Source organism: Haladaptatus litoreus (assembly GCF_900156425.1).
Taxonomy (GTDB): Archaea; Halobacteriota; Halobacteria; order Halobacteriales; family Haladaptataceae; genus Haladaptatus; species Haladaptatus litoreus.
Window position 1 is genome coordinate 579,804 of the sequence record NZ_FTNO01000002.1, and the last position, 24,207, is coordinate 604,010.

The window sequence follows — 24,207 nt, forward strand, 5'->3', positions numbered from 1 at the left end:
CTATGCCTGCGCATGAATTGCCGACCACGGACGGTGGTTCGGTGCGTGTAGTCGCCAAATTCGGAGGCACCAGCCTCGGAAGCGGTGACCGCATCAACCGGGCCGCAGATTCCATTGCCGCCGCAGTAGAGGCGGGACACGAAATCGCCGTCGTCGCCAGCGCGATGGGCAACACTACCGACGAACTGCTGGACGAAATCAAATTCGACGCGGACGAACCCGACCGCGCGGAAATCGTCAGCATGGGCGAGCGAACGAGCGTTCGAATGCTCAAAGCCGCCCTCTCCGCACGCGGAGTGGATGCACTCTTCGTCGAACCGGGCAGAGACGAGTGGCCCATCGTCACCGACTCGCGCGGCGAAGTGAACGCCGAGAAAACCAAAGAACGCGCCGCCGAACTCGCCAGCGAGTTGAACGGAACGGTTCCGGTTATCACGGGATTCCTCGCCGAAAACGAAGAGGGCGGCGTCACCACCCTCGGACGCGGTGGAAGCGACACGACGGCCGTGATGCTCGGCACCTACATGGACGCCGACGAAGTCGTCATCGTGACCGACGTGGAGGGCGTCATGACCGGCGACCCGAGCGTCGTGGAGGGCGCGCGAAACGTCGGGGAAATCACGGTGGACGAACTCAGAAATCTTTCCTTCCGCGGGGCGGAAGTCGTCGCACCGTCGGCCCTTTCGTACAAGGACGACGACCTACACGTTCGCGTCGTTCACTACCAGCACGGCGACCTGCTCGCTGGCGGAACGAGCGTCACCGGAAAGTTCGAAAATCTCATCGACATGCGAGAGTCGCCTCTCGCCTGCATGACGCTGGCCGGACGCGCGATTCGAAACCGTCCCGGTATCCTCGCCGACCTCTCCACCGCGCTCGGTGACAGCGAAATCAACATCGACGCCGTAGCCAGCGGGATGGACAGCATCACGTTCTACGTCGATACCGAACTCGCGGAACGCGCCGAGAACATCCTTCATCAGGAGGTCATCGGCGAACCTTCGTTATCCAGTGTCACCGTGGACGACCCAATCGCCGTGATTCGGGTTACTGGCGGCGAACTCCCGAACCAACCGGGTATCATCCACGAACTCGTTCAGCCAGTTGCAGAGGCTCACATCAACATCCACGACTTGATTACCAGCGCAACCAGTGTTGCTTTGTTCGTGGATTGGGATGACCGCGAGAAGACGCTTGAAATCCTGCAAGACCACTTTCAGCAGTAAGCAATTTAGTTTGGAGGCTGACTTTCGATTTCTCTTGATCAACTCTCTGCCAGCACTTTGTACGCGATTGCGACCACACTACTGATGAATGCGATACCGCTTGCGAGGAGGACGACGACTGCCCCGAACTGCATAATCGGTTGTACCGATGTTTGCAACACGAACTGGGTGAAAAACGCCAAAACCCACGACCCAATGAGACTCCCGTAGAGTTTCAGCATCTCGTCACCAGTCGCATACAGGAGGGCATCGCGGGCAGAAACCGTCGTCATGGATCTCAATTCAAACAATCGACAGATACCTATTTCGAACCGACAATTTGTTTCACCCTGTCCGCGCTTTTCTCGACACAAACTTTACCCGGCAGTCCGAATCGGCCGACTATGAACCGCGAGCGCTCTCGAAACCTGTACGACCGCGCGCTATCCGTGACGCCGGGTGGCGTCAACTCCCCAGTCCGGGCAGTTCGGCCGCATCCGTTCTTCGTGAAACGCGGCGACGGCGCGCACGTCATCGACGCCGACGGGAACCGCTATCTCGACTACGTGGGCGGCTACGGGCCGCTTTTGTTGGGTCACGACTTGCCCCAGTCCGTTCAGTCGGCGCTCCAGTCCCAACTCGCGGACGGGCCGATGTACGGTGCACCTGCCGAGGTTGAAGTCGAACTCGCGGAGTTCGTCACTCGCCACGTCCCGAGCGTCGAGATGATTCGGTTCGTCAACAGCGGGACGGAGGCGACCGCGTCCGCGGTTCGCCTCGCCCGCGGCTACACCGGACGCGACAAAATCGTGGTCATGCAGGGTGGCTACCACGGCGCGCAGGAATCGACGTTGGTGCAGGGCGCGGCTGGCCGAACCTCGGAACCGAGTTCCAGCGGCATTCCGGCGGCATTTGCGGAGGAAACGATTACACTGCCGTTCAACGACGCCGAGGCCGCGCGCGAACTGTTCGAGGAACGCGGCGACGAAATCGCGTGCGTGATGACCGAACCGATTCTCGGGAACTACGCCAGCGTTCCCCCGGTTGACGGCTATCTGGAAACGTTGCGAGAACTGACCGAGGCGCACGGGTCACTGCTCGTCTTCGACGAAGTGATGACCGGGTTCCGAATCGGCGGCCTGCAGTGCGCTCAGGGCAAGTTCGGTGTTACGCCAGACCTGACGACCTTCGCCAAAATCATCGGCGGCGGCTTCCCGGTCGGCGCAATCGGCGGGCGGGCGGACATCATCGAACAGTTCGCACCGACCGGAAACGTGTTTCAGGCAGGAACTTACTCCGGCCATCCGCTCTCGCTCACTGCGGGATTGGAGATGCTTCGATTCGCCGCGAAAAACGACGTGTACGACCACGTCAACAGCCTCGGTGACGAACTTCGGTCGGGGCTGACCGACATCCTCGCAGACCGCGCGCCGGAGTACACCGTGGTTGGACAGGACAGCATGTTCAAAGTCATCTTCACGCGTGACGGCCCCCGCGACTTGGAAGGCCAGTGCGAGGCAGGATGCCAGCAGAATCCGGACTGTCCGCGATTCGACTTCTGTCCGAAGGACAAAACCGACGTTGATCGCGCGGAAACCGAACGTTGGGAACGTCTCTTCTGGCCCGCCATGCTCGACCAAGGAATCTTCCTCACGGCGAACCAGTTCGAATCCCAGTTCATCAGCTACGCACACACCGAGGAAGACATCGAGGAAACGCTGGAAGCGTACAAAAAAGCGCTCTAGATGCCGTAACTGGCCACAAATATACGAAATTTTTGAAACTTCGAAAGAAGTAACAAGGTTAATTAGTTCGGTTCGAGAATAATTATGTATGGCCGTCATTAGTGCCCTCCGAACCGCCGGTGGAGCAGTCCTCCGGAACCCCGTTATCATCCTCGTTACAGCCCTCTTTGGGCTGATTCAACTCCCGCAACTTCTCGCACAGGCTATCAATCCCGTTGTCGCGGGCCTGCTGTCGCTCGCTCTTAGCCTCCTGATGATATTCGTCACGCCCTTCGTTCAAGACGGACTCATCGGCATGGCAAACGAGGGAATCGAAGGAAAAACACGCTTCGGCACGTTCATTTCCGAAGGCAAATCCCACTACGTCCCGGTGTTCGGCGTCTACCTGCTCCTCATCGCAGTTGGATTCGTGATTAGTATCATGTTCGTCTTCGGGGCTTTCATCGGCATCGGTACGATATTCGCCACCAACGGAGAACCGAGTCTCGCGGTGCTCGGCGTCTTCGCCCTCCTCGCCATCCTCGTGTTCGGCGCGTTCTTCCTCACGTTCTTCTTCCTTCAGTTCTACGTACAGGCCATCGTCATCGAGAACATTGGGGCCATCGCGGGATTGAAGCACAGCTACCGATGCGTTCGTTCCCACCTCCTCGGCACGTTCGGCTACGTGATTCTCGCAACCGTCGCTGGTTCCGTCTTTGGCGTCTTCGGTGCGGTTGTGTCCATTCTCACGAATCCAACGTCGCAATCCGCTGAGATGCCGATTGCGGCTTCCGACCCCTCGCTCGGGATTCTTCTCGCAATTGCAGCTCTGTTCGTCGTCCTCTCCGGCGTTTTCGGCGGCTTCATGGCGACGTACTCGGTCGCGTTCTACCGCGAAATCCGGGTTCCCGTTTCGGGATAGTCTGCTGTTCCGCAGGCGACATTCGTTTTATCCCCCCGTCCCAACAACGTGGTAATGAGACGCCCACAGCTTTCCGGCGACCGGGTGCAGTCGCGCTGGTGGTACTGGATTGCGGCGGTGCCCATCGTCTTCGGCTTCTGGCTCGTGACCGTCGCGTGGGTCGCGTTCGCCATCTCGATGGAACCGGATTTGCTGTTCGGCCCGGACAATCCACTCGAACACGCGCTGCTCGTTTCGATGGCCGCGATGGGGATTCCATTCGCTATCCTCATCGTCATTCTCCCGCTGGCAGTGTTTCAGGATACGGTCGCCATCAACCGCGCCGAAACGGGGTGGGAGCCATCGAGTCAAAATTTCGCTCTCGTAGGACTGCTTGGAGTCGTCGTCACGGTGGTTGTCGGTATCCTCACCATCGACATCTCGCTCGCCCTCGTCGCTGGATTCGCCCTGAGCGTTCCCCTCGCGCTGTACTATCTTCGGGAACGCCACCTGAATCTCGGCGTTCCGTGAATATATGAGATTTATGACGAGTTCTATATTTCTCCTGTTGCGGATGTTCTGTACTCTCTAGCTGGCCGATTTACAGCACAGCAGGAACTCCAGACTCCAAAAAACCGCATGCGGACAGTCGTGCCAGCAGTCGGCACGACTGTCCTCGCTCGCGGGTCGTTCCTCCCCGCTCGCAGTCGAGGCAGAACGCTTGCCTCGTACTCTCCTTTCCTCCTGGTCGTTCGGACACCTGCGCCGACCGCTGGCGCAGGTGTCCGAACCACGCTTCCTGAAATCAGCAGACCAACCAACTGCTACGCTATTGCCGATGACACGACTGCAGCGGGCTAGCCGCTTCTCCGCGAGTGAGGAACGCAGTGACGAACGAGCGGGCCGACGAATCCCCCGGAGGTGGTGAGGAATGTCTTCGTGAGAGGAGCGAGCGAATGGCTCGGAAGTCGCACGCCCGCGGAACGCAGTGAGCAGGAACGTCTTCCGGTGCTTTTGGTCCAGATTTTGCCAGTGAGCGCGGCACTGCCGCGCTCACACAGCAAAAGGTGGTGTTCGAAGATGGTTTTACCATCCGGTGCGCAGAGTGTGATATGAGCAATCGCGGAAAGGAGATTACATTGGCGACGCGGGGGTCAGACCTCGCCATTCGACAATCTGGGGAGGTAACGGCGGCGCTGGAAGACCGCCGGTTTTCGGTGGAACTGGTCGAAGTGGAAACGACGGGCGACCAGTTGGACGACGCACTCATCACGGAACTCGGGAAGACGGGCGCGTTCGTCCGGGACTTGGATCGAAAAGTGCTGGACGAAGAAGTGGATGGGGCGATTCACTCGATGAAGGACATGCCGACAGAGCATCCAAGCGAACTCATCGTCGCGGGCGTTCCCGAGCGCGCGAGCGCGAACGACGTACTCGTTACGCCGGATGGGAAGCCAATCGACGCGCTCCGAGAGGGTGCAGTGGTCGGTACGTCCAGCCTACGCCGGAAAGCACAACTGCTGAACCACCGACCTGACCTCACGGTCGAACCGCTCCGCGGAAACGTCGATACGCGAATCGAGAAACTACTCGCGCCGGTACTCCAAGCGGAACACGAAGAACGCACCGAGGAGGAAAAGGAGCGAAAGGCCCATTCTGGAAAGAAGGACAGCTACGAGTTCCCTTACGACAAGCGCGTCGAGGAGTGGTTCGACGACCTTTCCGAAATCAAACGACGAGCGCTCGAACGCGAGGTCGAGACGGAGTACGACGCAATCGTTCTCGCCGAGGCGGGACTCCAGCGAAGCGGACTCGCTCACCAAGTCGAATACGACCGATTGCCACAGAGCCAGTTCGTTCCCGCGCCCGGACAAGGTGCGCTGGCGGTCACGACGCTCGACAACGAGCTTTCGCAGGACATTAACACGGTGCTCGACCATCCACGGACGCGGGTCGAAACGACCGTCGAGCGGACGATTCTCCGCGAACTGAACGGCGGTTGTATCGCCCCGATTGGCGTCCACGCCATCATTCAAGGTGAGAACGTCCACGTCGAAGTCCAAGTGTTCAGTCAGGACGGGTCGGAAACCGTTTCGATGAAGCGCGATGTTCCGATTCAAACGCACGTTACCGGCGCGAAGAAAGTCGCGGCAGAACTGGCGGACAAGGGTGCCCGCGACCTCATCGCCGAGGCTCGAAAGGAAACGGGGGCTGATGCTGAATGAAAATCGCCGTCTTCCGTCCGGATGACGAGCGACTGGAAGATGCAGTCTCCCTCCTCGAATCACTCGACGCAGACCCGGTTCCAGACCCGATGCTGGCGGTTCATCCGACGGGGAAGAAACCGAACCACGCCGATTTCGTCGTCCTGACGAGCAAGACGGGCGTCGAATTGGCATACGAAGCGGGTTGGAATCCCGGCGAGGCCACCGTTTGCGCCATCGGCGAGGGAACCGCCGCGAGCCTCCGCGAGCACGGCTACGAGGTCGATATCGTTCCCGACAAATTCTCCTCGCGCGGCCTCGTCGCAGTGCTCGCAGACCACGTGGACGGAAAACGCGTCGAAGTCGCCCGCAGCGACCACGGAAGCGACGTGCTGCTCGACGGCCTCGAAGACGCTGGCGCGGAGGTGCACGAAACTGTGCTTTACGAACTCGTTCGACCGAAGGGTTCGGGAGAGTCCACAGAACTCGCCGCAGAGGGCGACCTCGACGCCGCTTTGTTCACCTCGCCGCTCACGGTCGAACATTTCTTGGAGGCCGCGGAAGAGCGCGGAATTCGAGACGAGACGCTGGACAACCTCGAAGACGTGACCGTCGGTGCGATTGGCGGGCCAACTCACGATACCGCTCGCGACCACGGGATTCGCGTCGATGTCGTCCCGCAAACGGCCTCGTTCGACCAACTGGTACGCGAAGCGGTCGAACGAATCACCGATACGACCGACAGGGCGGAGATTTAAACGGGAAGACGAATCAAGGATGTACCGATGAGTGCTCCGGTTCCGGAACTGAGCGAGCGTGCGATGACCTGTGCGGATAGATTACGCGACGCGGATGAAGTTCTCCTCGCTTCGCACATCGACGCAGACGGGCTGACGAGCGCCGCGATTGCGTCGTCCGCACTTTCCCGCGCTGGGATTCCGTTCGAAACGGTGTTCAGCAAGCAACTCGACGCCGAAGAAATCGCGTCTATCGCGGCCACAGAATACGACACAGTGCTGTTCACCGACTTCGGAAGCGGACAACTCGACATCATCGCGGAACACGAATCCGCTGGTGATTTTACGCCCGTCATCGCCGACCACCACCAGCCAGCCGACGCAGACACCGAATTTCATCTCAATCCTCTACTGTTCGGTCTTGACGGCTCGTCGGAACTCTCCGGTGCCGGGGCGAGTTACGTCCTCGCGCGGGCGCTCGAAGCCGAGAACGCTGACCAGTCCGACAACCGCGACCTCGCCGCGCTCGCCGTCGTCGGTGCCGTCGGCGACATGCAAATCTCGGACGGCGAACTCGTGGGTGCGAATACCGGAATCGTAGAGGAGGGAATCGAGGCTGGTGTCGTCGAAACCGGAACCGACCTCGCGCTGTACGGGAAACAGACCAGACCGCTCCCGAAACTGCTCGAATACGCCACCGACGTGTACATCCCCGGCATTTCGAACAACAAAAACGGCGTCCTCCGATTTCTCGACGGTGTCGGTATCGATCTGATGGAAGACGGCGACTGGCGGCGCTGGGTCGATTTGACCGACGATGAACGCCAAACCGTCGCCAGCGCGCTGGTCAAACGTGCGATGCGAAAAGGTGTCCCTGCGAAGAAAATCGAAGGACTCGTCGGCACATCCTACACTCTCGCGGCCGAGGAAGAGGGAGCTGAACTCCGCGACGTGAGCGAATTTTCGACCCTGCTCAACGCAACAGCGCGGTACGAACGGGCGGATGTCGGACTCGCCGTCTGTCTCGGCGACCGCGGCGATGCGCTGGAGCGCGCGCGAACACTGCTGACGAACCACCGACGCAACCTTTCGGAGGCAATCAGTTGGGTGCAGACCGAGGGAGTTACGAAAGAAGAGAACGTGCAGTGGTTCCACGCCGAAGACCGCGTTCGCGAAACCATCGTCGGCATCGTCGCCGGGATGGCGGTCGGCGCGGACGGTATCGACCGCGGAACGCCAATCTTCGCCTTCGCCGAGAAAAACGAAGAGGAGGTGAAAGTGTCCGGGCGCGGGACGCCCGGACTCACGCGCAAGGGACTTGACCTCTCGGTGGTGATGAAAGAGGCATCCCGCGCGGTCGGCGGCGACGGTGGCGGTCACAACGTCGCCGCCGGAGCGACGGTGCCGAAAGGAGAGGAATCCACATTTATCGAGCGCGCCGACGAAATCGTCGGCGAGCAGTTGGAATAAACGGGTCTGAATTCCGTCAATGCGAGGTCACAGAACGACGTGGAGCACTGCGAGCACACTTCCACTCACGACGACGAAACTCACCAGTACGACCGCAATCGGTTCGAAGCCTGTTTCGCGCAGTTCGTCGAGTTGGAGTTCCAGACCCAATCCGGCAAAGGCGAGCATGAACAGCCAGTTCGAGGCGTGTTCGAGCGACGTGACGTGATTCGCGTCGATGACGCCGACGGTTGCTAAAAGCATCAAGAGTAGAAATCCGAAGACGAATTTCGGAAAGGTTTGCCAGAGATGACCCGTTTTTCGTGTCCTTTCGCAATCGTTCGTATTTCGGAGATAGTACAGCGCGTATCCGGCGGCGGTGAGGCCGATGAGCGCATTTCGGGCCAGTTTGACCAGCACTGCCCACTCCCCTGCCGTGTCCGAAACCGAAAAGCCGACCGCAGTGGCCGGGCCAGTGCTGAACATCGTCAATCCTGCCCAGATGCCGAACACCTTATCCGGGATGGAAAACGCGTGCCAGAACATGGGATAGACGATGAGCGTCAGGGTATCGAACAGCAGGACAGTTCCGGCGGCGTAGGCGATTTGGCTTTCGTCGGCGTCGATACTGCCAGCAACCGCGACGACCGCCGACACGCCGCAGATGCTCGACCCGGCGGCGAGCAGTGACCCAGTTTTTTCCGTGATGCTAAAACAGTGGCGCGAGAGTAACTCGACGGAGAGGACTGCGATGACGACGGTTCCCAGAATGAGCAGGAGGAGGGTTGCCCCGGCGTCGGCAATGCGGTCGAAGGCGACGCTTGCGCCGAGGAGGACGATTCCCGCCTCCAGCCAGAGTTTGTGCGTCTCGACGCCTGCTTTCGCCCACGCCGGTTTTCCGACCGTGTTTCCGACGAGGACGCCGACGAGAATCGTCGCGATGAGGTAATCGAGAAACGGCAGGGCGAGCGAAATCGCTCGCCCGAGCAGACCGATTGCAAAGAGAAGGAGGACACCGAGAAGGAGATTCTTTCTGTTTTTCATCGTGTTACCACGGAATCGTCCCACCTGCTAGCACGAAACAAAGAAGACAGAGGCCGACGAGTACTGCTTGCCAGTCTCGGTCGAGATTTCCGACCCACTGTTGTAGTGTCCTGACCACCCGAATCATGGATTTGCGACTTTCACGGTTCGCCCGATATGGTGTATCCAGTTCGTCCCGCCACGAATATATTCCCTTTCGTGGCGGCCAACCAGTCGTGTCACTCTCCCATACACTAATAGCGAACGGTTGTGTATCTGTATCATGGATTCGAACAGTTCGGCTGGCGGTATCGACTGGCGGCTTCTCGGTATGGCAGTCGGAACTGCCGGAATCACAGCACTCCTCACAGTTGGTGTCGTCATTTTCGGCATCTCTGTTGGCTTCGGCGGGCCAGTCGCGTTGCTCGGAACCGGACTCGGCGCAGTCGTACTCCTCGGCTACTTCGCGGCGACGACTGCCACGCCGGGTAACACTGCACACGCCGCCGTCGAAATCGGCTACACTGCGAAAGACGCGCATCTGAACGCCGACAACGCATTTCACGTCGTGGATTCAGTTCTGTTCGTCGGCGTCGGTTTGGTTATCGGTGGCCTCCTCGGTCTCGTCGTCGTGTGGTGAACGCCTCGAATAGTCCCATTTTTACCCGGCCCTCTCTACGTTTCGTCCATGACCGAGTTCGACCCCGAAAAGTTCGAGGACAAGTACGTTCATTACTTCAACGAACTCCAGCGAGCGTACAAGAACGCTTTCAACTACATGAACGAGGAGTACGACTCACAAGTCATTCACGCCATCGACCAGCAAGTGCTGAACGAGAGCGAACCGTTCTACGAGGGCGATGGCGAGTTCCGCGTCGAACTCCCCGAGAATCCCGTTGACCGGGTTCAGGGAGTGCTCGTCAAGGACGAGAAATTGGAAGAACTCCTCGATACCTACGTCGAGCGAATCGAGTCGGAACTGGCGCGTGTGTTTGGACTCCAATCGAGTAACTAACGTTTTCGGCGAACGACGCGAATCCGAGGAAAATAATCGGCAAAGCTCGCCAAATTCGATTCGTGGACAGTGGAAAGGCCTAAGGAGGCTGGAACCATATCTGGCCATATGAGCACCGAAACTCAGGGAGACGGCGACGACCTCGAAGAACGGGTCAGCAACTTCCTGCGCCGTAACTTCCCGCAGATTCAGATGCACGGTGGCAGTGCGGCAATCCAGCACTTAGACCGTGAAACCGGCGAAGTAACCATCATGCTCGGTGGCGCGTGCAGCGGTTGTGGCATCTCCCCGATGACGATTCAGGCTATCAAGAGCCGAATGGTCAAAGAGATCCCGGAAATCGAGAAAGTCAACGCCGACACCGGAATGGGTGGCGGCGGTGGCGGAATGAGTCCATCCTTCCCCGGCGAAACTAGCGACGACGACGGCGACGACGAAGGGCCGCAAGCTCCCTTCTAACACCCGTATTTTTAGTTTTCGGCCGATTCCACGCACGGAATCACGATATTTATCCCACCGGACGCTGTAGCAGGCGACAGTATGACGAACGACGACGCCACGGCGAAGAATGTGGTATTCGTTGTGATGGATACGGTGCGTAAAGACCACCTCTCCGTCTACGGATACGACAAACCGACGACGCCGGGCCTCGAACGGTTTGCAGAGGATGCAACTGTTTTCGAGCAAGCAGTTGCTCCGGCCCCTTGGACTCTGCCGGTTCACGCCTCGCTGTTCACTGGCATGTATCCCAGCGAACACGGTGCGAGTCAGGAAAACCCATATCTCGAGGGTGCGACGACGCTCGCAGAAACGCTCTCTGCCGCCGGATACGACACCTCCTGTTACTCCTCGAATGCGTGGATAACGCCGTACACCCATCTCACCGATGGCTTCGACGACCAAGACAACTTCTTCGAAGTGATGCCCGGCGATTTCCTCTCCGGGCCGATGGCGAAGGCGTGGAAGATGATGAACGACAACGAGAACCTCCGCACTGTCGCGGACAAACTCGTCAGTCTCGGCAACGTCGCCCACGAGTACCTCGCCAGTGGTGAGGGTGCGGACTCGAAGACGCCGCAGGTCATCGACCAAACAATCGAGTTCATCAGAGACTCGGATGGGCCGTACTTCTCGTTCATCAACCTGATGGACGCTCACCTGCCGTATCATCCGCCGAAGGAGTACCGACAGCAGTTCGCGCCGAACGTCGATTCGACCAAGGTGTGCCAGAACTCGAAGGAGTTCAACTGCGGTGCGCGCGACATTAGCGACAAAGAGTGGGACGCGATTCGCGGCCTCTACGACGCGGAAATCCGTCACATCGACGACCAACTTCAGCGACTGTTCGCGTGGATGCAGGCGAACGACGAGTGGGACGACACGATGGTCGTCATCTGCGCCGACCACGGCGAACTCCACGACGAACACGACCTGTACGGCCACGAGTTCTGTATCTACGACCCGCTCATCAACGTTCCACTGATGGTCAAACATCCGGAACTAGACGCCGACGTGAGCGACGAACAGGTCGAACTCATCGACCTCTACCACACCATCCTCGACCACGCGGGCGTCTCTGCATCGCGTTCGACTCGTCCGCTGGATGAAGCGCGGTCACTCCTCAACCAAGACTATCGCTCCTTCGCAGACGACGTTCCAGGCGACGGCGAGTGTGCCTTCGTGGAGTACTACCGCCCTGTCGTAGAACTGAAACAACTCGAAGAGAAAGCGAAGCGCGCGAACATTCAGTTAGACAAGGATTCGCGGTTCTACTCCCGAATGCGTTCGGCTCGCCGTCCGGACGCCAAATACATCCGCAACGAACGCATCCCGGACGAGTTCTACCACTTGGACGACGACCCCGACGAACTCCACAATGCCCGTGGCGAAGGAAGCGAGGAGGAAGTCGAACTCGAAGCCGCACTCTCGGAGTTCGAGGAAACCGTCGGCGGCGAGTGGAAGGAAATCTCCGACGACGATGTGTTGGGCGACATGAGCGACGACGCAAAGGGTCGATTGCAAGACCTCGGTTACATCGACTAACGTGACAGACGAGTCGGCACCGGACGGCGGAGAAGCGCTGTCCGAAGGGCTTTCGGAACGCTTGAGTACCGGAAAGCTACTGCTGGGGTTCGTGATTGCGGGCGTCCTTCTCTATCTGCTCGTGGTCGTCGCCGGGTGGCGGCGCGTGATTTCCGCATTGCAAGGGGCGGATTACACGTGGGTGTGGATCGCCTGTGCCTCCACGATCGTCGGGTTGGCGGCGTGGGGCAAAGCGTGGCAAATCGTCCTCGCGGTGCTCGACATCAAAGTGGAGTTCAAACGCCTCGTCGTCACGTATTTCGCGGCGACGTTCGCCAACTACGTCACACCGCTCGGACAGGCGGGTGGCGAGCCATTTATCGCCTACATCCTGTCGCGGGATACGGAAGCGAGCTACGAGGATAGCCTCGCCAGCGTCGTGACGGCGGACTTGCTCAACCTCCTGCCGTTTTTCAACTTCGCGGCGCTCGGGTTAAGCTATCTCCTGTTGCAGGCGTCGCTTCCGGACAACGCGAAGACGCTCGCGCAGGGACTCGTCGTGCTGGCGTTCGGTGTTCCGGCACTTGCCTACGCAGGATGGCGATTCCGCGAACGCGTCCAAGACCTCGTCCTTGGGCTTGCTCGTCCGTTCACCAGTCGAACGAACCGAATCACGGTTGACGGCATTCGAACCCGAATCGAGCGGTTCTATGCGTCGTTGGAACGAATCGCGGCAGAACCCCGCGAACTGCTGTTCGCGCTGGTCTTTTCGTACACCGGATGGATTTTCTTCGCCCTACCGCTGTACTTCGCCGGACGGTCGCTCGGACTGCCGCTGGGACTCCTGCTCGTGCTGTTCATCGTTCCGGCCAGCACGCTGGCAGGATTGACGCCGACGCCTGGCGGACTGGCAGGAGTCGAGGCCGCGCTGGTCGTTCTCATCGTCGGACTCGCCCCGATTACGACGGGGTCGGCGGTTGCGGCGACCCTCATCTACCGATTTGCGAGTTACTGGTTCGTTCTCGTCATCGGCGGTCTGGCGGCGCTGTTCGTGATTATGCGGTCGTGACAACCACTGTTATCCGTCTCACTCGTTTTCCCGCTCCCACGTTTTCACGAGTCCCGACAGCGTCCGGTTTACCGGCGTTTCGATACCGTGCTTTCCCCCCCGAGCGACGACGTATCCGTTTATCGCGTCGATTTCTGTTTTCCGCTCCGATTCCACGTCTTGACGCATTGACGAGACGTTCGAGACGGTCGCATCTGCGACCGTCTCGACGGCAGAAACGGCATCCTCGTCGGTCAGTTCGACGCCGTCCGCACGAGCAACTCGCGCGGTTTCGCGGGCCGCAGTTGCGGCGATTTCGTTGGCTTCACCGGAAAGCACGGCACCGTTTTCCACCCGAGAAAGCGCGGTTGTCGGATTGATTCCGGCGTTCACCGCGAGCTTTTCCCACAGTCGTCGCGGCATGTCGGCCGCGATTTCCGTCTCGATTCCGGCGCTCGTAAACGCGGTTCCGAGGCGGCGCGCCGCCTCGGAACCGCCCCCCTTCCGTGCCCCGAGGACGATTTCCCCGATTCCGGTGCATTCGACCGTTCCGGGGTCGGTCAGCACCGCGCCGTAACTCGCGGTTCCGGCGAGAATCGGACTATCGAGGTGTTCTGCAAGAATCTCTTCGTTTCCCATCCCGTTCTGGAGCGAGAGTACGGCGTCGAACTCGCCGGTCGCCAACTGCTCGGCGGCGGCCTCCGTTTGGAACGCCTTGACCGTCACGATGGCGCAGTCTGCTCGTAGTTCGTTCCCGTCGCTGGTCGCGTTCGGATGGACTCGAAAATCGAACTCGCCACCGACGCGAAGACCTGATTCGCGCACTTCGGTCGCGTGGGGGTCGCGGCCAACGAGGGTGACCTTGTGCTCTCGGGCGAGCAAGCCACCGACGAGGCTTCCGAGGCTTCCCGCACCGAACACGACGATGTCCATATCCGACCGAGGAAGTGGGGGGTGAAAAACCCAGTCTTCCGTTCAGGACGCGATTTTAATCTTCAGTCCAGTAGTAGAGGTCTTCTTTCGGCTTGTCACAGTTCGGGCAGGTATCCGGAAGGCCGTCGTCCAAATCACCCATTTCGCCGCAGTTCGAACAGCGCCACATCAACTCCGCTTCGCCGAACTCGTGGCCTGCGCGGGCGTGCCCAATGGAGAGGGCTTCGTACCCCTCCCGCATCGTGACGTAAAACCCCGACTCGTCGAAGCCGCGGATGGTGCCGAGTTTGGTTCCGTCGCCGTCGTAGATTTCCTGTCCGAGTTCGACTTTTTCCACGTCGGTTTCCTCGTCCGGCCGCTCACCAGAGTCACTCACCATGCGAGATGAATCGTCGTTCTTCATCTTAAATCCGACCGCCGTGCTGTATTTCGCCGCTTCGTGTTCGGAACGCTGTTTTTCTTGTCCTCGAAACGTAACATATACGCTCTTTCGACCGAACCTGCTTACATCACACCAGATGCCCGAACTCGTTCACGTCTCCCTGCATTCGCAAGCATCAGGCTCAGGCACACGTTTCACTAACGGAATATTGTTCAGAAGAGTATGACGGATGCCAATCTCGATACGGAACACAGTCGAGTGACGACAGACCACCGGACTATCAGACAGTGGGTCGAAAAAAACGGTGGCAGTCCTGCCGTGGAAAAAGCGGGTGGAAAAGGCATCACCATCCCTCGGATTCTGTTCTCGGATGACCATTCGGACGACGACACAACCGCCGATGACGCAACTGACGAAAACGACAAATCTCCCATCTCGTGGAAACGGTGGTTCGACGCGTTCGACGCCGGTGATTTTGCGTTCGCCTATCAGGAGCGAACCGCCGACGGCGATGCGGAGCGGTTTTACAAATTGGTTGATAGAACGACCGCCAGAGAACACGCTTAATTTGCCGTCCCCGACGCGTTTTTCCCCGCTGAACAGAGATTTCTCCGCATGCAGGCAGTTACGCTCGGCCCGGCGGGAACGTACTCGCATCGTGCCGCCCGTGCAGTCGCGGACGACGTTTCGTTCCGCGAGTCGGTCACGTCCATCGTGGAATCGGTCGCCGACGGCGAGTATCACCGCGGCGTCGTCCCAATAGAGAACAGCATCGAAGGAAGCGTTACGACCACGCTCGACGCTCTCGCGGAAAACGACGTCGCCGTCGTCCGCGAACTCGTGACGCCGATTCGCCACGCCCTGATTTCTCAGACCGGCGACTTCGAGACAGTCGCCAGCCACGCACAGGCGCTCGCGCAGTGTCGGGCCTACCTCGAATCGGAGTACCCCGACGCGAATCGGGAGGCAGTCGCAAGCACCGCCCGCGGCGTCGAACGCGCCCGCGAAGACTCTTCCGTGGCGGCGATTGCTCACCCCGACAACGCCGAGGAACTGACGGTTCTCGCGGAAGACATTCAGGAACGAACCTCGAACGCGACTCGGTTTTTCGTCGTTGCACCTGCAAACGAACGCTCGCGGGCTGGCGGCAAAACGTCGCTCGTCGTCTATCCCAGTGCGAACTATCCCGGACTCCTACTCTCGCTTCTCGAACCGTTTGCCCAACGTGATATCAACCTCACGCGGGTCGAATCGCGTCCGAGCGGCGAACGCCTCGGGGATTACGTCTTCCACGTTGATTTCGAGGCCGGATTGTACGAAGAGCGAACCGAAGAGGCGCTCGCGGAAGTCGAAGCACTCGCCGAAAACGGTTGGGTTCGAAAACTCGGCTCCTACGACACGGAACACGTTTTGTTCGGTTCTGACTGAGATTTGGCTCGGCCCAGTATTTAAACCGGCATGAATTTTTAAGCGTTAGCACGTTGAACGGATTCACAGGTGAGAGCATGTCACGACGAAAGAATCCATTCGATGAACTAGAGGAGATGTTCGAGCGCATGGGCAGGCAGTTCGACGAGATGGGCGGCCAGCTCGGCGGTGGAATGGACTGGCAGACCGGCGGGATTTCGGTCGATGTAGTCGATAACGGCGACGAGTACGTCGTCACCGCCGACTTGCCGGGATTCGAAAAGGACGACCTCGACATCACGCTTCAGGAAAACCGCCTTCGAATCTCCGCGGAACACGAATCCGAAGTCAAGGAGGAAGGCGAGGAGTATCTCCGACAGGAGCGAAGTCAGCGCTCGGTCAGCCGTACCGTCTCGCTCCCCGACCCAGTAGACGAATCGAGCGTCTCCGCCGAGTATCGAAACGGCGTGTTGACCGTGTCGCTCCCGAAAATTAACGGAAGCGACGATTCGCACAACATCGAAGTCAGCTAATCCGGAAGAGCAACCACAAACGGCTTGCCACTTCAGGCGTAATCGCCGGACATGACGCTCGAAGCAGGTGACGACGCGCCCGCAGTAACGGCGAACAATCAGCACGGCGAGACGGTTTCGCCGGAGTTCGAAGCCCCCACAGTCGTGTACTTTTATCCCCGTGACGACACGCCGGGATGCACCGTCGAAGCGAAGCAGTTCAACGCGGAACTGGAGTCGTACCGCGATGCAGGTGCGACGGTGTACGGCGTCTCGACCGACGACGTGGAGAGTCACGAAGCCTTCGCCGAGAAGTTTGACCTCGGATTCGACTTGCTGGCCGACCCAGACGGCGAGATTGCCGACGCCTTCGGCGTGGAAGTGGAGAACGATTACACCCCGAGGACGACGTTCGTACTGGCGGATGGCGAGGTGAAGGCGGTTTACGACGGCGTTGACCCGGATGGCCACGCCCGCGAAGTGCTGTCGGATATGCTTGACGACGAACTAGTTGCACTGAACTGATTGGTCGGCCTGAACTACCATATTTTTGTCCACTGGCTGAGCAGTTCGGCTATGGAACTTCGTTCGAACTTTCGAGAAGGGGCCGTCGGCGCTGTTCAGGGGCTTATAACTGGATTTCATCTCGTTTTTGGCGGGTTCGCTGTCCTCGTCTGGTATCTTTCTACAACGCGAGAAATCCACTTCCTTCAGTGGAACGGGAATCGCCGTCGGATTCCTCATCGCCATGGTACTCGGGGGCTTCGTTTGGGGGACTCGAAATCCGGATGGACATCGGAGGCGAATCGAGGTCATCATCTGGTTGTTCGTCCTCGGTTTCGTACTGCCGATGCTATTCTATGCGACTCTCGCCCTTTTCGGACTTTCCATGGTTGAAATCCCGTTTTTGCTTATTCCTGTCGTTTCGTATGGGTCAACGCTTCTCATCGCCTACGGCGTGGTGTATGGACTCGACTATCGCCTCTTTCTGTCGAAGTCAGCCGATTCTGTTGAGTAGCTTTGGCCGAGTTTTTATCCGCAGTTCACGACTCCAATGAGAACCGCCCCGCACCCGCCCACACGCCTCCCCAACCGATTCCCTCATTTCACTCGGTCATCCCTCGCGCGAACCCAGAGCAGACCCTCGGCGGTGAACGCCTCGGGTCTGCTGGCGCACGCGCCAGAGTGATTGTGAGGATTCCGAAACTCAACGTTTTCATGTGGCGCGCGAAGGCGAACCAACGGTTTGCCCGCGCGAGGGGCGACTGAGCGAAGCGAAGGAGTCGGTTGGAGAGGGAGTGGCCTGTTGTGGTGCGGTTGCGGTCTCATTGGAGTCGGAAATAGCTAGCTACATAAAAAACAAGTCACTGGAAATCTGGATAGTAACAACTGACAACTCTCATCACGCCAACTCAAACTCGCCGAACAATCTTCTCGACGGTCTCCTCGGCAACTGCTTCCCACTCCTCGGGCCACTCGCCGCCCCGCTTTGGCGGTTCGAGGCCGAATGTCACTGGCGAAAACGAAACCTGCGAGAAAGAGTCCGCGGCCACGTCGCCGACGAATTCGGCGATTTCGCGCTTCGAGGAAATCCCGCCGGACGCCAAATCGTAGTACCCCGTAAAAACCTGAAACACGGAAATACGGTCGTAGTCGTCCAGTTCGCCTTCGTCCACGTAGTAGAGTAGTTTCGCGGTGTTGTTCACCGGGTCGGCCCTGCGCCATTCCAGTTCAACTGCGACGAAATGCTCGTCGGCGTGTCCGACAACGTCCACTGGCGTTCGCCGAATCCGGGTGTTCCGTCTCCCAGACGAACCGCGGCAGACGCTCGGCGAGAGTGTCGCGGATGTGGTCGCGCGCGGTTTCGCAGAACTCGCCCACGAGCTGGCTCAACTCGTGTTGCTTGTATCATTCTTTCGAATACTTGTAACAATTGCCACAACCTGACAGACAGAACAGTCAGAACGGTCAGGTGTGCTATCTCTTTCCTTCACAAGCCCGAACGACAGGTATGGACTACGAGCCACGAGAAATCGAGTCGAAGTGGCAATCCCGATGGGCGGAAACCGGCCAGTACGAGGCCGAACCGTCGGATTCAGAAGCTACCTTCGTCACGGTGCCCTATCCGTATCCGAGCGGCGGGATGCATATCGGCCACGCGCGAACCTACACCGTTCCCGACGTGTGGGCGCGCTACCGGCGTCTGCAAGGCGACAACGTGTTGTTTCCAATCGCATGGCACGTCACCGGAACGCCCATCGTCGGCGCGGTCGAGCGACTGCAAAACCGCGAGGAAAAACAGCTCTCGGTTCTGCAAGACACGTTCAACGTCTCGGACGAGGAGTTGCCCGAACTGGAGACGCCGATGGGGTACGCTCGGTATTTCATCGAAAACAGCTACAAGAAGAATATGCAGTCGTTGGGTCTCTCCGTGGACTGGCGGCGCGAGTTCACGACGAACGACGAACGATACTCGAAGTTCATCACGTGGCAGTACGAGACGCTGAGAGAGCGCGGTCTGCTGGAGAAGGGCCTCCACCCGGTCAAATTCTGCACGAACGAAGAAAATCCAGTCACGACTCACGATTTGCTGGAAGGAGAAGATGCGGAGTTTCAGGAGTACACGCTCGTGCAGTTCGATTGGGACGGACTCACGGTTCCGATGGCGACCCTGCGCCCGGAGACGGTTCACGGCGTGACGAACGCCTTCATCGACCCGGACGCGAATTACGTCGAGGCTGACGTGGATGGCGACCGCTGGGTCGTCTCGGAATCCGCCGTCGAAAAACTGGAACTGCAAGCCCACGACGTGGAAATCCGTGACTACTTTTCGGGTGAGCGATTGGTCGGCGAGTCCGTCACGAACCCGATTACAGGCGACGAGGTTCTGGTTTTGCCCGCGGATTTCGTGGACGCCGACAACGCCACTGGCGTCGTGATGTCCGTTCCGGCGCACAGTCCCGACGATTGGGTGGCCTTGCAGGAGGCGAAGGCCGACGACGCTCGGATGGAACGGTACGGCATCGACCCCGCCGAAGTCCATGCCATCGGACCGAAGGCAATCATCGACGTGGGGGGCTACGGCGAGTTCCCCGCGAAGGATGCCGTGGAAGAACACGGAATCGAAGGCTCCGCCGACCCGGCGCTGGAAGACGCGACACAGGAAGTGTACAACCGCGAGTTTCACAGCGGAACGCTGCGCGAGATGTACGACGAGTTCGCTGGCGAACTCGTCGAAGACGCCCGCGACGAACTGAAAGCCGAATTCCGGAAGCAGGGGTCGTTCGGCACGATGTACGAGTTCACCGAGGAAGTCGTCTGTCGCTGTGGCGGTGCTGTCGAAGTCGCGGAACAGGAAACGTGGTTCCTGCGCTATGACGACCCTGAATGGAAGGAGAAAGCCCACGACGCGGTTGCCGGATTGGATGCGATTCCGTCGAATACCCGCGAGCAGTACGACCACACCGTCGATTGGCTGAACGAGTGGCCCTGCATCCGAAACTACGGACTGGGCACGCGACTGCCGTGGGACGACCGGTTCGTCATCGAGCCCCTGTCGGATTCGACCATCTACATGGCGTACTACACCTTCGCCCATCGCCTGTCGGACGTTCCGCCGGAGGAGATGGACAAGGAGTTTTTCGACACGCTGTTCCTGAATAGCGGCGACAACCAAACCGCCCGCTCCCTGCGCGAAGAATGGGAGTACTGGTATCCCGTCGATTATCGCTGTTCGGCGAACGATTTGGTCAGCAACCACCTGACGTTCTTTCTGTTCCACCACGCGGAGTTGTTCGAACCGGAAAACTGGCCGCAGGGTATCACGGTGATGGGACTGGGTCTGCTGGAGGGCGAGAAGATGTCCTCCTCGAAAGGTCATGTCGTCCTGCCGGAGGAGGCAATCGAGAAGTACGGCGCGGACACGGTGCGCTTTTTCCTGATGAACAGCGCTGAACCATGGCAGGATTACGACTGGCGGAGCGAGCAGGTCGAGAGTGCCCAGAATCAACTACGGCGGTTCTGGAACCGTGCAACGGACGTAATCGAGTCTGACGAAATCGAGGACGACGACAGCGACTACGACATCCCCGACTTACACCGAATCGACCGCTGGTTGCTGTCGAACCTACAAGCCACGGTACGGGAAGCCACCGAGGCGATGGAGGGATTCGAAACGCGAACCGCCAGTCAGGCAGTCTTCTACGGATTCGAAGAACATCTGAAATGGTATCGCAAGCGTACCGACGTGGAACGTCCGGGAGCGCGCTGGACCCTGCGTGAGGTTCTCGACACTCGTCTGCGGTTGCTGGCCCCGTTCGTCCCGTTCATGGCGACCGAACTGTACGAGCAGTTGACCGGCGATTCAATCGAAGGGTCGTCGTGGCCGGAACCGAATCCCGAGTTCGAGAGTACGACCATCGAAATCGAGGAATCGCTGGTCGAGAACCTGACCGACGACATCCGCGACATCGTCGCGGTGACGGACACCGACCCGGAAACCGTTCGCGTGTACGTCGCCACGGACTGGAAACGGAGAGTACTCGCCGAAGTCACGAAAACCGGCCCGGACGTTGGTGCCGTGATGGGGAACGTCATGCAGGACGCGGAACTGCGCAAGAAAGGTGACGAGGTAAATCGACTCGTCCAGAAACTGGTCGAAAACGTGCGCGAACGACCTGCCGAGGAAGTCGCTGTGCTGACCGATGTGGACGAACTGGCGGTGTACGAGGACGCTCAGGAGTTCCTTGAACGGGAATTTGACGCAGAAATAGAACTGTATCGCGAGGGCGAGGATGTCACCTACCCTGCCGACAAGGCCCGGCACGCGATTCCGTTTCGGCCTGCGATTCATCTGGAGTAGGCACGCAACGACTCCGCCTCCAGTCCTCGTTTTCAAAGATATTCACTCGAAATCGGATTCTCTCCCACAGTCACGACCGATTCGACCGGTGTGCTTCCCAAACGATAAAGCGACCGGAAAACTACCGACCACCATGCTAGAACTAGAGGACGTGCAAGAGGCGCGCGAGCGCGTCGCCGAAACCTCTCGGCACACACCGCTCGACTACTCACACACTTTCTCTCGGATGACGGGCGCCGAAGTCCACCTGAAACTGGAAACGTTCCAGCGAACTGGGTCGTTCAAAATCCGCGGCGCGACGAACCGAATCACGACGCTCTCGCAGGAAGAGAAAGAAGCGGGCGTCGTCACGGCCAGCGCGGGCAACCACGCACAGGGGGTCGCGCTCGCGGCCACGCGAAGCGGCGTCGATTCGAAAATCGTGATGCCGGAACACGCCCCGATTTCGAAGGTTCGGGCCACCGAGAACTACGGCGCGGAAACCGTCCTCCACGGAGAAGATTACGACGAGGCCGCGGAACGCGCTCACGAAATCGAGGAAGAAGAAGGACGCACCTACGTCCACGCTTTCGACGACGAGATGGTGATGGCCGGACAGGGAACCATCGGCTTGGAAATCGTGGACGATTTGCCTGAGGTTGACACTGTCGTCGTCCCCATCGGCGGCGGCGGCCTCATCAGCGGCATTGCAACCGCAATCAAGGGCCAGAATCCGGACGCACGAATCGTCGGGGTGCAGTCCGAAGGTGCATCGAGCGTCGCCGACTCGCTCCAGAAGGGGTCGGTGCAGACCCTCGACAGCGTGGACACCATCGCGGATGGAATCGCCACTCGAAGCGTCGGCTACAAGAACTTCGACATCATTGAATCCCGTGTTGACGAGGTCGTCACCGTCTCGGATTCTGAAACCGCGGTCGCACTCGCCTACTTGCTCGAACGCGGAAAAACGCTCGTGGAAGGGGCAGGTGCAGTCACCCTCGCCGCAGTCCTCGAAGGGAAGTTCGACTTCGAGGACGACGAAGTCGTGGTTCCAGTTCTGAGCGGCGGCAACATCGACATGAACGTCCTCACGACGGTCATCATGCGCGGACTGGTCGAAACGGGGCGCTACCTAAAAATCAAAACCGTTCTCAAAGACCGCCCCGGGTCGCTCCGCCAACTGCTCGACGTTATCGCGGAGGCACAGGCGAACATCTACGCCATCCAGCACGACCGCACCTCCCGCGACATCGCCATGAACGCCACCGAAGTCGAACTCGACCTCGAAACCCGCGGCGAGGCACACGTCGAAGCGTTGCTCGAATCGCTTCGGGAAAGTGGCTTCGACGTGGAAGTTCTCGTCTAATCTGAATCGCTTTTTGACTCTGTTCTTTCGTTTACAGTTCGCTCTGATTTCTGAGTGAATTCGTCTGTCTTTCGTCTCCTTTTGACGTAGGTTTAAGTTGTGGGGGGCGAACACACCGACATGAAGCGCGTTATTAGCACGCAGGACGCTCCCGAGGCGGTCGGCGCGTACAGTCAAGCAACCACGAACGGCAACATCCTGTTCACCGCTGGACAGATTCCGATGACGCCGGACGGCGACCTGCTCGACGACGAGGACATCGCGGTTCAGACCCGACAGAGTTTGGAGAACGTCAAAGGTATTCTCGAAGAGGAAGGGCTGACGATGCAGAACGTGCTGAAGGTAACCGTCTTCATGGACGACATCGAGGATTTCGACGAGATGAACGACTCCTACAAGGAGTATTTCCAAGACAACCCGCCAGCACGAAGCGCCGTCGAAGTCGCTAATCTGCCAAAAGGCGTCGGCGTCGAAATCGAAGCCATCGCCAGCACGGAGTAAGCCATGCACCCCCGCGTCAAGGCGAGTCTCCTGTGGGGCGTCGTCGGCCTCCTCTCGTTTCTCGTTCTTTTGCAGGGGTACGAACTCTTCACCGAGTATCGGTACTCCATCGGACTGAAGGTCGGGATGGCGCTCCTCGTCACTGTCGGCGCGTCGGTTTCGACCTACGTCGCCGACGGAGTTCTCGATTAGAACAGAAGGGTTTAAAAGCTCCACCCGGTTACAAATTGGTAGGCCGGGATGGCCGAATGGCAAAGCGCACGCCTGGAAAGCGTGTTCCCGTATGGGATTCTGGGTTCAAATCCCAGTCCCGGCGTATTCTCTGTGAACTAATCGGTGAGCATCGCGTAGCGTATGCTCGCCAAACCAGCGAACGAGAAACGAAGCTATTCTTTAAAGCGATACTTCGTCATTCCCTTCTCCCGCCGTCGCTCCACACGCTGTTCGACCACCAACTCGCTCAGCGCATTTTCGACCGTTTCCCGCGAATCGTCCTCCACGAGCGAAACCAGCGAGCGCCCCGTCATCGCCCCCGGATACGCCCGTTCGAGTTCCGAAAGTACTGCCCGTTTCGTTTGTTCTGATGCCATTGCTCCCTGACGACGTTCGGCTTCCTGTCTCTTAGAACCCTGAGTGGTAATCGTCGCTCAACCGTCCGCCGTTGACCGACTCACGCCTACGAGGACTACTCCATGGCCATGTAGGTGTGCGTGTTTTCGACACCTGTAATCGTCAGAACGCCGGACGTGACGATTTCTCTCACATCGGCGGGCGTCTCGACGTCGATTTTTGTGATAATATCGACGTCTCCGGCGACGATGTTGGTGGCAACGACACCGTCGAGTTCCGTGATTGCATCGCGTATCTGGTCTACTGCTGGAACATTTGCTTTGATGAGAACGTATGCGGTGACCATCGTACTTCCCCTAGTAACTAGA

The 24,207-nt window shown here is 59.0% G+C and carries 32 protein-coding genes and 1 tRNA gene; 24 read left to right on the top strand and 9 right to left on the bottom strand.

Annotation, left to right across the window (positions count from 1 at the left end; all coding sequences use genetic code 11):
* The first annotated feature begins 41 nt into the window (after positions 1-41).
* Positions 42-1,226 (top strand): aspartate kinase, encoded by a 1,185-nt coding sequence (locus BW974_RS14065; protein WP_076430968.1) that lies wholly within the window; start codon positions 42-44, stop codon positions 1,224-1,226.
* Positions 1,227-1,264: 38 nt separating this feature from the next.
* Here the strand turns inward: BW974_RS14065 and BW974_RS14070 are convergent, their stop codons facing one another.
* A complete protein-coding gene (locus BW974_RS14070) occupies positions 1,265-1,498 on the bottom strand; it encodes a hypothetical protein (RefSeq protein ID WP_076430879.1) in 234 nt (77 codons plus the stop codon).
* Positions 1,499-1,609: 111 nt separating this feature from the next.
* Here BW974_RS14070 and hemL point away from each other — a divergent pair, with 111 nt between their 5' ends.
* The 7 genes from hemL (at position 1,610) to BW974_RS14100 (ending at position 8,241) form a co-directional block, all read left to right on the top strand.
* Positions 1,610-2,950: a glutamate-1-semialdehyde 2,1-aminomutase gene (hemL, locus tag BW974_RS14075; RefSeq protein ID WP_076430880.1), complete on the top strand. Its 1,341-nt coding sequence runs from the start codon at positions 1,610-1,612 to the stop codon at positions 2,948-2,950.
* Positions 2,951-3,038: 88 nt separating this feature from the next.
* Complete coding sequence (locus BW974_RS14080; protein ID WP_076430881.1) at positions 3,039-3,851, top strand: DUF7847 domain-containing protein; 813 nt, start codon at positions 3,039-3,041, stop codon at positions 3,849-3,851.
* 54 nt (positions 3,852-3,905) lie between these two features.
* On the top strand, positions 3,906-4,361 hold the full coding sequence (locus tag BW974_RS14085; protein ID WP_076430882.1) for a hypothetical protein: 456 nt from the start codon (positions 3,906-3,908) through the stop codon (positions 4,359-4,361).
* A 120-nt stretch (positions 4,362-4,481) separates the two neighbouring features.
* Positions 4,482-4,691, top strand: a complete 210-nt coding sequence (locus BW974_RS24685; RefSeq protein WP_217694330.1) for a hypothetical protein — start codon at positions 4,482-4,484, stop codon at positions 4,689-4,691.
* Positions 4,692-4,942: 251 nt separating this feature from the next.
* Positions 4,943-6,055 (top strand): hydroxymethylbilane synthase, encoded by a 1,113-nt coding sequence (gene hemC, locus BW974_RS14090; RefSeq protein WP_076430883.1) that lies wholly within the window; start codon positions 4,943-4,945, stop codon positions 6,053-6,055.
* Entirely contained in the window at positions 6,052-6,792 is a 741-nt protein-coding gene (locus BW974_RS14095) for a uroporphyrinogen-III synthase (protein ID WP_076430884.1), read from the top strand. The genes hemC and BW974_RS14095 overlap by 4 nt, the downstream gene beginning before the upstream one ends.
* A 27-nt stretch (positions 6,793-6,819) precedes the next feature.
* Positions 6,820-8,241 carry a RecJ family nuclease gene (locus BW974_RS14100; protein WP_076430885.1) on the top strand — a complete coding sequence of 474 codons (1,422 nt, stop codon included), beginning with the start codon at positions 6,820-6,822 and terminating at the stop codon, positions 8,239-8,241.
* Positions 8,242-8,268: 27 nt separating this feature from the next.
* Here BW974_RS14100 and BW974_RS14105 read toward each other — a convergent pair whose 3' ends face one another.
* On the bottom strand, positions 8,269-9,264 hold the full coding sequence (locus BW974_RS14105; RefSeq protein ID WP_076430886.1) for a YeiH family protein: 996 nt from the start codon (positions 9,262-9,264) through the stop codon (positions 8,269-8,271).
* Between the two features lie 4 nt (positions 9,265-9,268).
* Positions 9,269-9,391 (bottom strand): hypothetical protein, encoded by a 123-nt coding sequence (locus BW974_RS26980; protein ID WP_281247695.1) that lies wholly within the window; start codon positions 9,389-9,391, stop codon positions 9,269-9,271.
* A 135-nt stretch (positions 9,392-9,526) separates the two neighbouring features.
* On the opposite strand from BW974_RS26980, the gene BW974_RS14110 reads away from it, so the two are divergent.
* The 5 genes from BW974_RS14110 to BW974_RS14130 all read left to right on the top strand — a co-directional run bounded on the left by BW974_RS14110 (position 9,527) and on the right by BW974_RS14130 (position 13,349).
* Positions 9,527-9,883 carry a hypothetical protein gene (locus tag BW974_RS14110; RefSeq protein WP_076430887.1) on the top strand — a complete coding sequence of 119 codons (357 nt, stop codon included), beginning with the start codon at positions 9,527-9,529 and terminating at the stop codon, positions 9,881-9,883.
* A 48-nt stretch (positions 9,884-9,931) separates the two neighbouring features.
* Complete coding sequence (locus BW974_RS14115; RefSeq protein WP_076430888.1) at positions 9,932-10,258, top strand: DUF5783 family protein; 327 nt, start codon at positions 9,932-9,934, stop codon at positions 10,256-10,258.
* 108 nt (positions 10,259-10,366) lie between these two features.
* A complete protein-coding gene (locus tag BW974_RS14120; RefSeq protein ID WP_076430889.1) occupies positions 10,367-10,717 on the top strand; it encodes a NifU family protein in 351 nt (116 codons plus the stop codon).
* An 81-nt stretch (positions 10,718-10,798) separates the two neighbouring features.
* Positions 10,799-12,301 (top strand): sulfatase, encoded by a 1,503-nt coding sequence (locus tag BW974_RS14125; protein ID WP_076430890.1) that lies wholly within the window; start codon positions 10,799-10,801, stop codon positions 12,299-12,301.
* Between the two features lies 1 nt (position 12,302).
* Entirely contained in the window at positions 12,303-13,349 is a 1,047-nt protein-coding gene (locus BW974_RS14130) for a lysylphosphatidylglycerol synthase transmembrane domain-containing protein (RefSeq protein ID WP_076430891.1), read from the top strand.
* Positions 13,350-13,367: 18 nt separating this feature from the next.
* Here BW974_RS14130 and BW974_RS14135 read toward each other — a convergent pair whose 3' ends face one another.
* Together BW974_RS14135 and BW974_RS14140 are read right to left on the bottom strand one after the other, a co-directional pair.
* Entirely contained in the window at positions 13,368-14,261 is an 894-nt protein-coding gene (locus BW974_RS14135) for a ketopantoate reductase family protein (protein WP_076430892.1), read from the bottom strand.
* 55 nt (positions 14,262-14,316) lie between these two features.
* Positions 14,317-14,640, bottom strand: coding sequence for a TFIIB-type zinc ribbon-containing protein (locus tag BW974_RS14140; protein WP_076430893.1), 324 nt, complete (start codon positions 14,638-14,640; stop codon positions 14,317-14,319).
* A 225-nt stretch (positions 14,641-14,865) separates the two neighbouring features.
* On the opposite strand from BW974_RS14140, the gene BW974_RS14145 reads away from it, so the two are divergent.
* The 6 genes from BW974_RS14145 (at position 14,866) to BW974_RS24690 (ending at position 17,831) form a co-directional block, all read left to right on the top strand.
* Complete coding sequence (locus tag BW974_RS14145) at positions 14,866-15,210, top strand: hypothetical protein (protein WP_076430894.1); 345 nt, start codon at positions 14,866-14,868, stop codon at positions 15,208-15,210.
* Positions 15,211-15,258: 48 nt separating this feature from the next.
* Entirely contained in the window at positions 15,259-16,071 is an 813-nt protein-coding gene (pheA, locus tag BW974_RS14150; protein ID WP_076430895.1) for a prephenate dehydratase, read from the top strand.
* A gap of 77 nt (positions 16,072-16,148) precedes the next feature.
* The gene (locus tag BW974_RS14155; protein WP_076430896.1) at positions 16,149-16,583 is read left to right on the top strand and encodes an Hsp20/alpha crystallin family protein; all 435 of its coding nucleotides are present in this window, start codon (positions 16,149-16,151) and stop codon (positions 16,581-16,583) included.
* A 51-nt stretch (positions 16,584-16,634) separates the two neighbouring features.
* Positions 16,635-17,087 carry a peroxiredoxin gene (locus tag BW974_RS14160; protein ID WP_076430897.1) on the top strand — a complete coding sequence of 151 codons (453 nt, stop codon included), beginning with the start codon at positions 16,635-16,637 and terminating at the stop codon, positions 17,085-17,087.
* A 223-nt stretch (positions 17,088-17,310) separates the two neighbouring features.
* A complete protein-coding gene (locus BW974_RS14165) occupies positions 17,311-17,580 on the top strand; it encodes a hypothetical protein (protein WP_139328879.1) in 270 nt (89 codons plus the stop codon).
* Positions 17,581-17,582: 2 nt separating this feature from the next.
* Positions 17,583-17,831 carry a hypothetical protein gene (locus BW974_RS24690; protein ID WP_139328880.1) on the top strand — a complete coding sequence of 83 codons (249 nt, stop codon included), beginning with the start codon at positions 17,583-17,585 and terminating at the stop codon, positions 17,829-17,831.
* 143 nt (positions 17,832-17,974) lie between these two features.
* On the opposite strand, the gene BW974_RS14170 is transcribed toward BW974_RS24690, so the two are convergent.
* Positions 17,975-18,337 carry a hypothetical protein gene (locus BW974_RS14170; RefSeq protein ID WP_245800083.1) on the bottom strand — a complete coding sequence of 121 codons (363 nt, stop codon included), beginning with the start codon at positions 18,335-18,337 and terminating at the stop codon, positions 17,975-17,977.
* Positions 18,294-18,455, bottom strand: a complete 162-nt coding sequence (locus tag BW974_RS26495) for a hypothetical protein (protein ID WP_245800084.1) — start codon at positions 18,453-18,455, stop codon at positions 18,294-18,296. Before BW974_RS26495 ends, BW974_RS14170 begins: the two co-directional genes overlap by 44 nt.
* A 118-nt stretch (positions 18,456-18,573) precedes the next feature.
* On the opposite strand from BW974_RS26495, the gene leuS reads away from it, so the two are divergent.
* The 5 genes from leuS (at position 18,574) to BW974_RS14195 (ending at position 23,585) form a co-directional block, all read left to right on the top strand.
* Positions 18,574-21,423 (top strand): leucine--tRNA ligase, encoded by a 2,850-nt coding sequence (gene leuS, locus BW974_RS14175; protein WP_076430899.1) that lies wholly within the window; start codon positions 18,574-18,576, stop codon positions 21,421-21,423.
* A 133-nt stretch (positions 21,424-21,556) separates the two neighbouring features.
* Positions 21,557-22,768 carry a threonine ammonia-lyase gene (ilvA, locus tag BW974_RS14180; RefSeq protein WP_076430900.1) on the top strand — a complete coding sequence of 404 codons (1,212 nt, stop codon included), beginning with the start codon at positions 21,557-21,559 and terminating at the stop codon, positions 22,766-22,768.
* A 120-nt stretch (positions 22,769-22,888) separates the two neighbouring features.
* The gene (locus BW974_RS14185; protein ID WP_076430901.1) at positions 22,889-23,269 is read left to right on the top strand and encodes a Rid family detoxifying hydrolase; all 381 of its coding nucleotides are present in this window, start codon (positions 22,889-22,891) and stop codon (positions 23,267-23,269) included.
* Between the two features lie 3 nt (positions 23,270-23,272).
* Positions 23,273-23,461, top strand: coding sequence for a DUF7981 family protein (locus BW974_RS14190; protein ID WP_076430902.1), 189 nt, complete (start codon positions 23,273-23,275; stop codon positions 23,459-23,461).
* A gap of 42 nt (positions 23,462-23,503) precedes the next feature.
* Positions 23,504-23,585: transfer RNA gene (locus BW974_RS14195), tRNA-Ser, on the top strand.
* 70 nt (positions 23,586-23,655) lie between these two features.
* Here the strand turns inward: BW974_RS14195 and BW974_RS14200 are convergent.
* Both BW974_RS14200 and BW974_RS14205 read right to left on the bottom strand, forming a co-directional pair.
* Positions 23,656-23,859, bottom strand: coding sequence for a hypothetical protein (locus tag BW974_RS14200; protein ID WP_076430903.1), 204 nt, complete (start codon positions 23,857-23,859; stop codon positions 23,656-23,658).
* Between the two features lie 95 nt (positions 23,860-23,954).
* Positions 23,955-24,185 (bottom strand): Lrp/AsnC family transcriptional regulator, encoded by a 231-nt coding sequence (locus BW974_RS14205; RefSeq protein WP_076430904.1) that lies wholly within the window; start codon positions 24,183-24,185, stop codon positions 23,955-23,957.
* Positions 24,186-24,207 lie beyond the last annotated feature (22 nt).

What these genes read in the sequence shown, in the direction of transcription:
- BW974_RS14115 (WP_076430888.1), top strand. Translation starts at nt 9,932, where the DNA reads ATGACCGAGTTCGACCCCGAAAAGTTCGAGGACAAGTACGTTCATTAC.
- BW974_RS14155 (WP_076430896.1), top strand. Translation starts at nt 16,149, where the DNA reads ATGTCACGACGAAAGAATCCATTCGATGAACTAGAGGAGATGTTCGAG.
- BW974_RS14140 (WP_076430893.1), bottom strand. Translation starts at nt 14,640, where the DNA reads ATGGTGAGTGACTCTGGTGAGCGGCCGGACGAGGAAACCGACGTGGAA.
- BW974_RS14080 (WP_076430881.1), top strand. Translation starts at nt 3,039, where the DNA reads ATGGCCGTCATTAGTGCCCTCCGAACCGCCGGTGGAGCAGTCCTCCGG.
- hemC (WP_076430883.1), top strand. Translation starts at nt 4,943, where the DNA reads ATGAGCAATCGCGGAAAGGAGATTACATTGGCGACGCGGGGGTCAGAC.
- hemL (WP_076430880.1), top strand. Translation starts at nt 1,610, where the DNA reads ATGAACCGCGAGCGCTCTCGAAACCTGTACGACCGCGCGCTATCCGTG.
- BW974_RS26980 (WP_281247695.1), bottom strand. Translation starts at nt 9,391, where the DNA reads ATGATTCGGGTGGTCAGGACACTACAACAGTGGGTCGGAAATCTCGAC.
- BW974_RS14095 (WP_076430884.1), top strand. Translation starts at nt 6,052, where the DNA reads ATGAAAATCGCCGTCTTCCGTCCGGATGACGAGCGACTGGAAGATGCA.
- BW974_RS14070 (WP_076430879.1), bottom strand. Translation starts at nt 1,498, where the DNA reads ATGACGACGGTTTCTGCCCGCGATGCCCTCCTGTATGCGACTGGTGAC.
- BW974_RS14120 (WP_076430889.1), top strand. Translation starts at nt 10,367, where the DNA reads ATGAGCACCGAAACTCAGGGAGACGGCGACGACCTCGAAGAACGGGTC.
- ilvA (WP_076430900.1), top strand. Translation starts at nt 21,557, where the DNA reads ATGCTAGAACTAGAGGACGTGCAAGAGGCGCGCGAGCGCGTCGCCGAA.
- BW974_RS14145 (WP_076430894.1), top strand. Translation starts at nt 14,866, where the DNA reads ATGACGGATGCCAATCTCGATACGGAACACAGTCGAGTGACGACAGAC.
- leuS (WP_076430899.1), top strand. Translation starts at nt 18,574, where the DNA reads ATGGACTACGAGCCACGAGAAATCGAGTCGAAGTGGCAATCCCGATGG.
- BW974_RS14085 (WP_076430882.1), top strand. Translation starts at nt 3,906, where the DNA reads ATGAGACGCCCACAGCTTTCCGGCGACCGGGTGCAGTCGCGCTGGTGG.
- BW974_RS14185 (WP_076430901.1), top strand. Translation starts at nt 22,889, where the DNA reads ATGAAGCGCGTTATTAGCACGCAGGACGCTCCCGAGGCGGTCGGCGCG.
- pheA (WP_076430895.1), top strand. Translation starts at nt 15,259, where the DNA reads ATGCAGGCAGTTACGCTCGGCCCGGCGGGAACGTACTCGCATCGTGCC.
- BW974_RS14190 (WP_076430902.1), top strand. Translation starts at nt 23,273, where the DNA reads ATGCACCCCCGCGTCAAGGCGAGTCTCCTGTGGGGCGTCGTCGGCCTC.
- BW974_RS14200 (WP_076430903.1), bottom strand. Translation starts at nt 23,859, where the DNA reads ATGGCATCAGAACAAACGAAACGGGCAGTACTTTCGGAACTCGAACGG.
- BW974_RS14135 (WP_076430892.1), bottom strand. Translation starts at nt 14,261, where the DNA reads ATGGACATCGTCGTGTTCGGTGCGGGAAGCCTCGGAAGCCTCGTCGGT.
- BW974_RS14110 (WP_076430887.1), top strand. Translation starts at nt 9,527, where the DNA reads ATGGATTCGAACAGTTCGGCTGGCGGTATCGACTGGCGGCTTCTCGGT.
- BW974_RS14100 (WP_076430885.1), top strand. Translation starts at nt 6,820, where the DNA reads ATGAGTGCTCCGGTTCCGGAACTGAGCGAGCGTGCGATGACCTGTGCG.
- BW974_RS14125 (WP_076430890.1), top strand. Translation starts at nt 10,799, where the DNA reads ATGACGAACGACGACGCCACGGCGAAGAATGTGGTATTCGTTGTGATG.
- BW974_RS14205 (WP_076430904.1), bottom strand. Translation starts at nt 24,185, where the DNA reads ATGGTCACCGCATACGTTCTCATCAAAGCAAATGTTCCAGCAGTAGAC.
- BW974_RS14105 (WP_076430886.1), bottom strand. Translation starts at nt 9,264, where the DNA reads ATGAAAAACAGAAAGAATCTCCTTCTCGGTGTCCTCCTTCTCTTTGCA.
- BW974_RS14165 (WP_139328879.1), top strand. Translation starts at nt 17,311, where the DNA reads ATGGTACTCGGGGGCTTCGTTTGGGGGACTCGAAATCCGGATGGACAT.
- BW974_RS14160 (WP_076430897.1), top strand. Translation starts at nt 16,635, where the DNA reads ATGACGCTCGAAGCAGGTGACGACGCGCCCGCAGTAACGGCGAACAAT.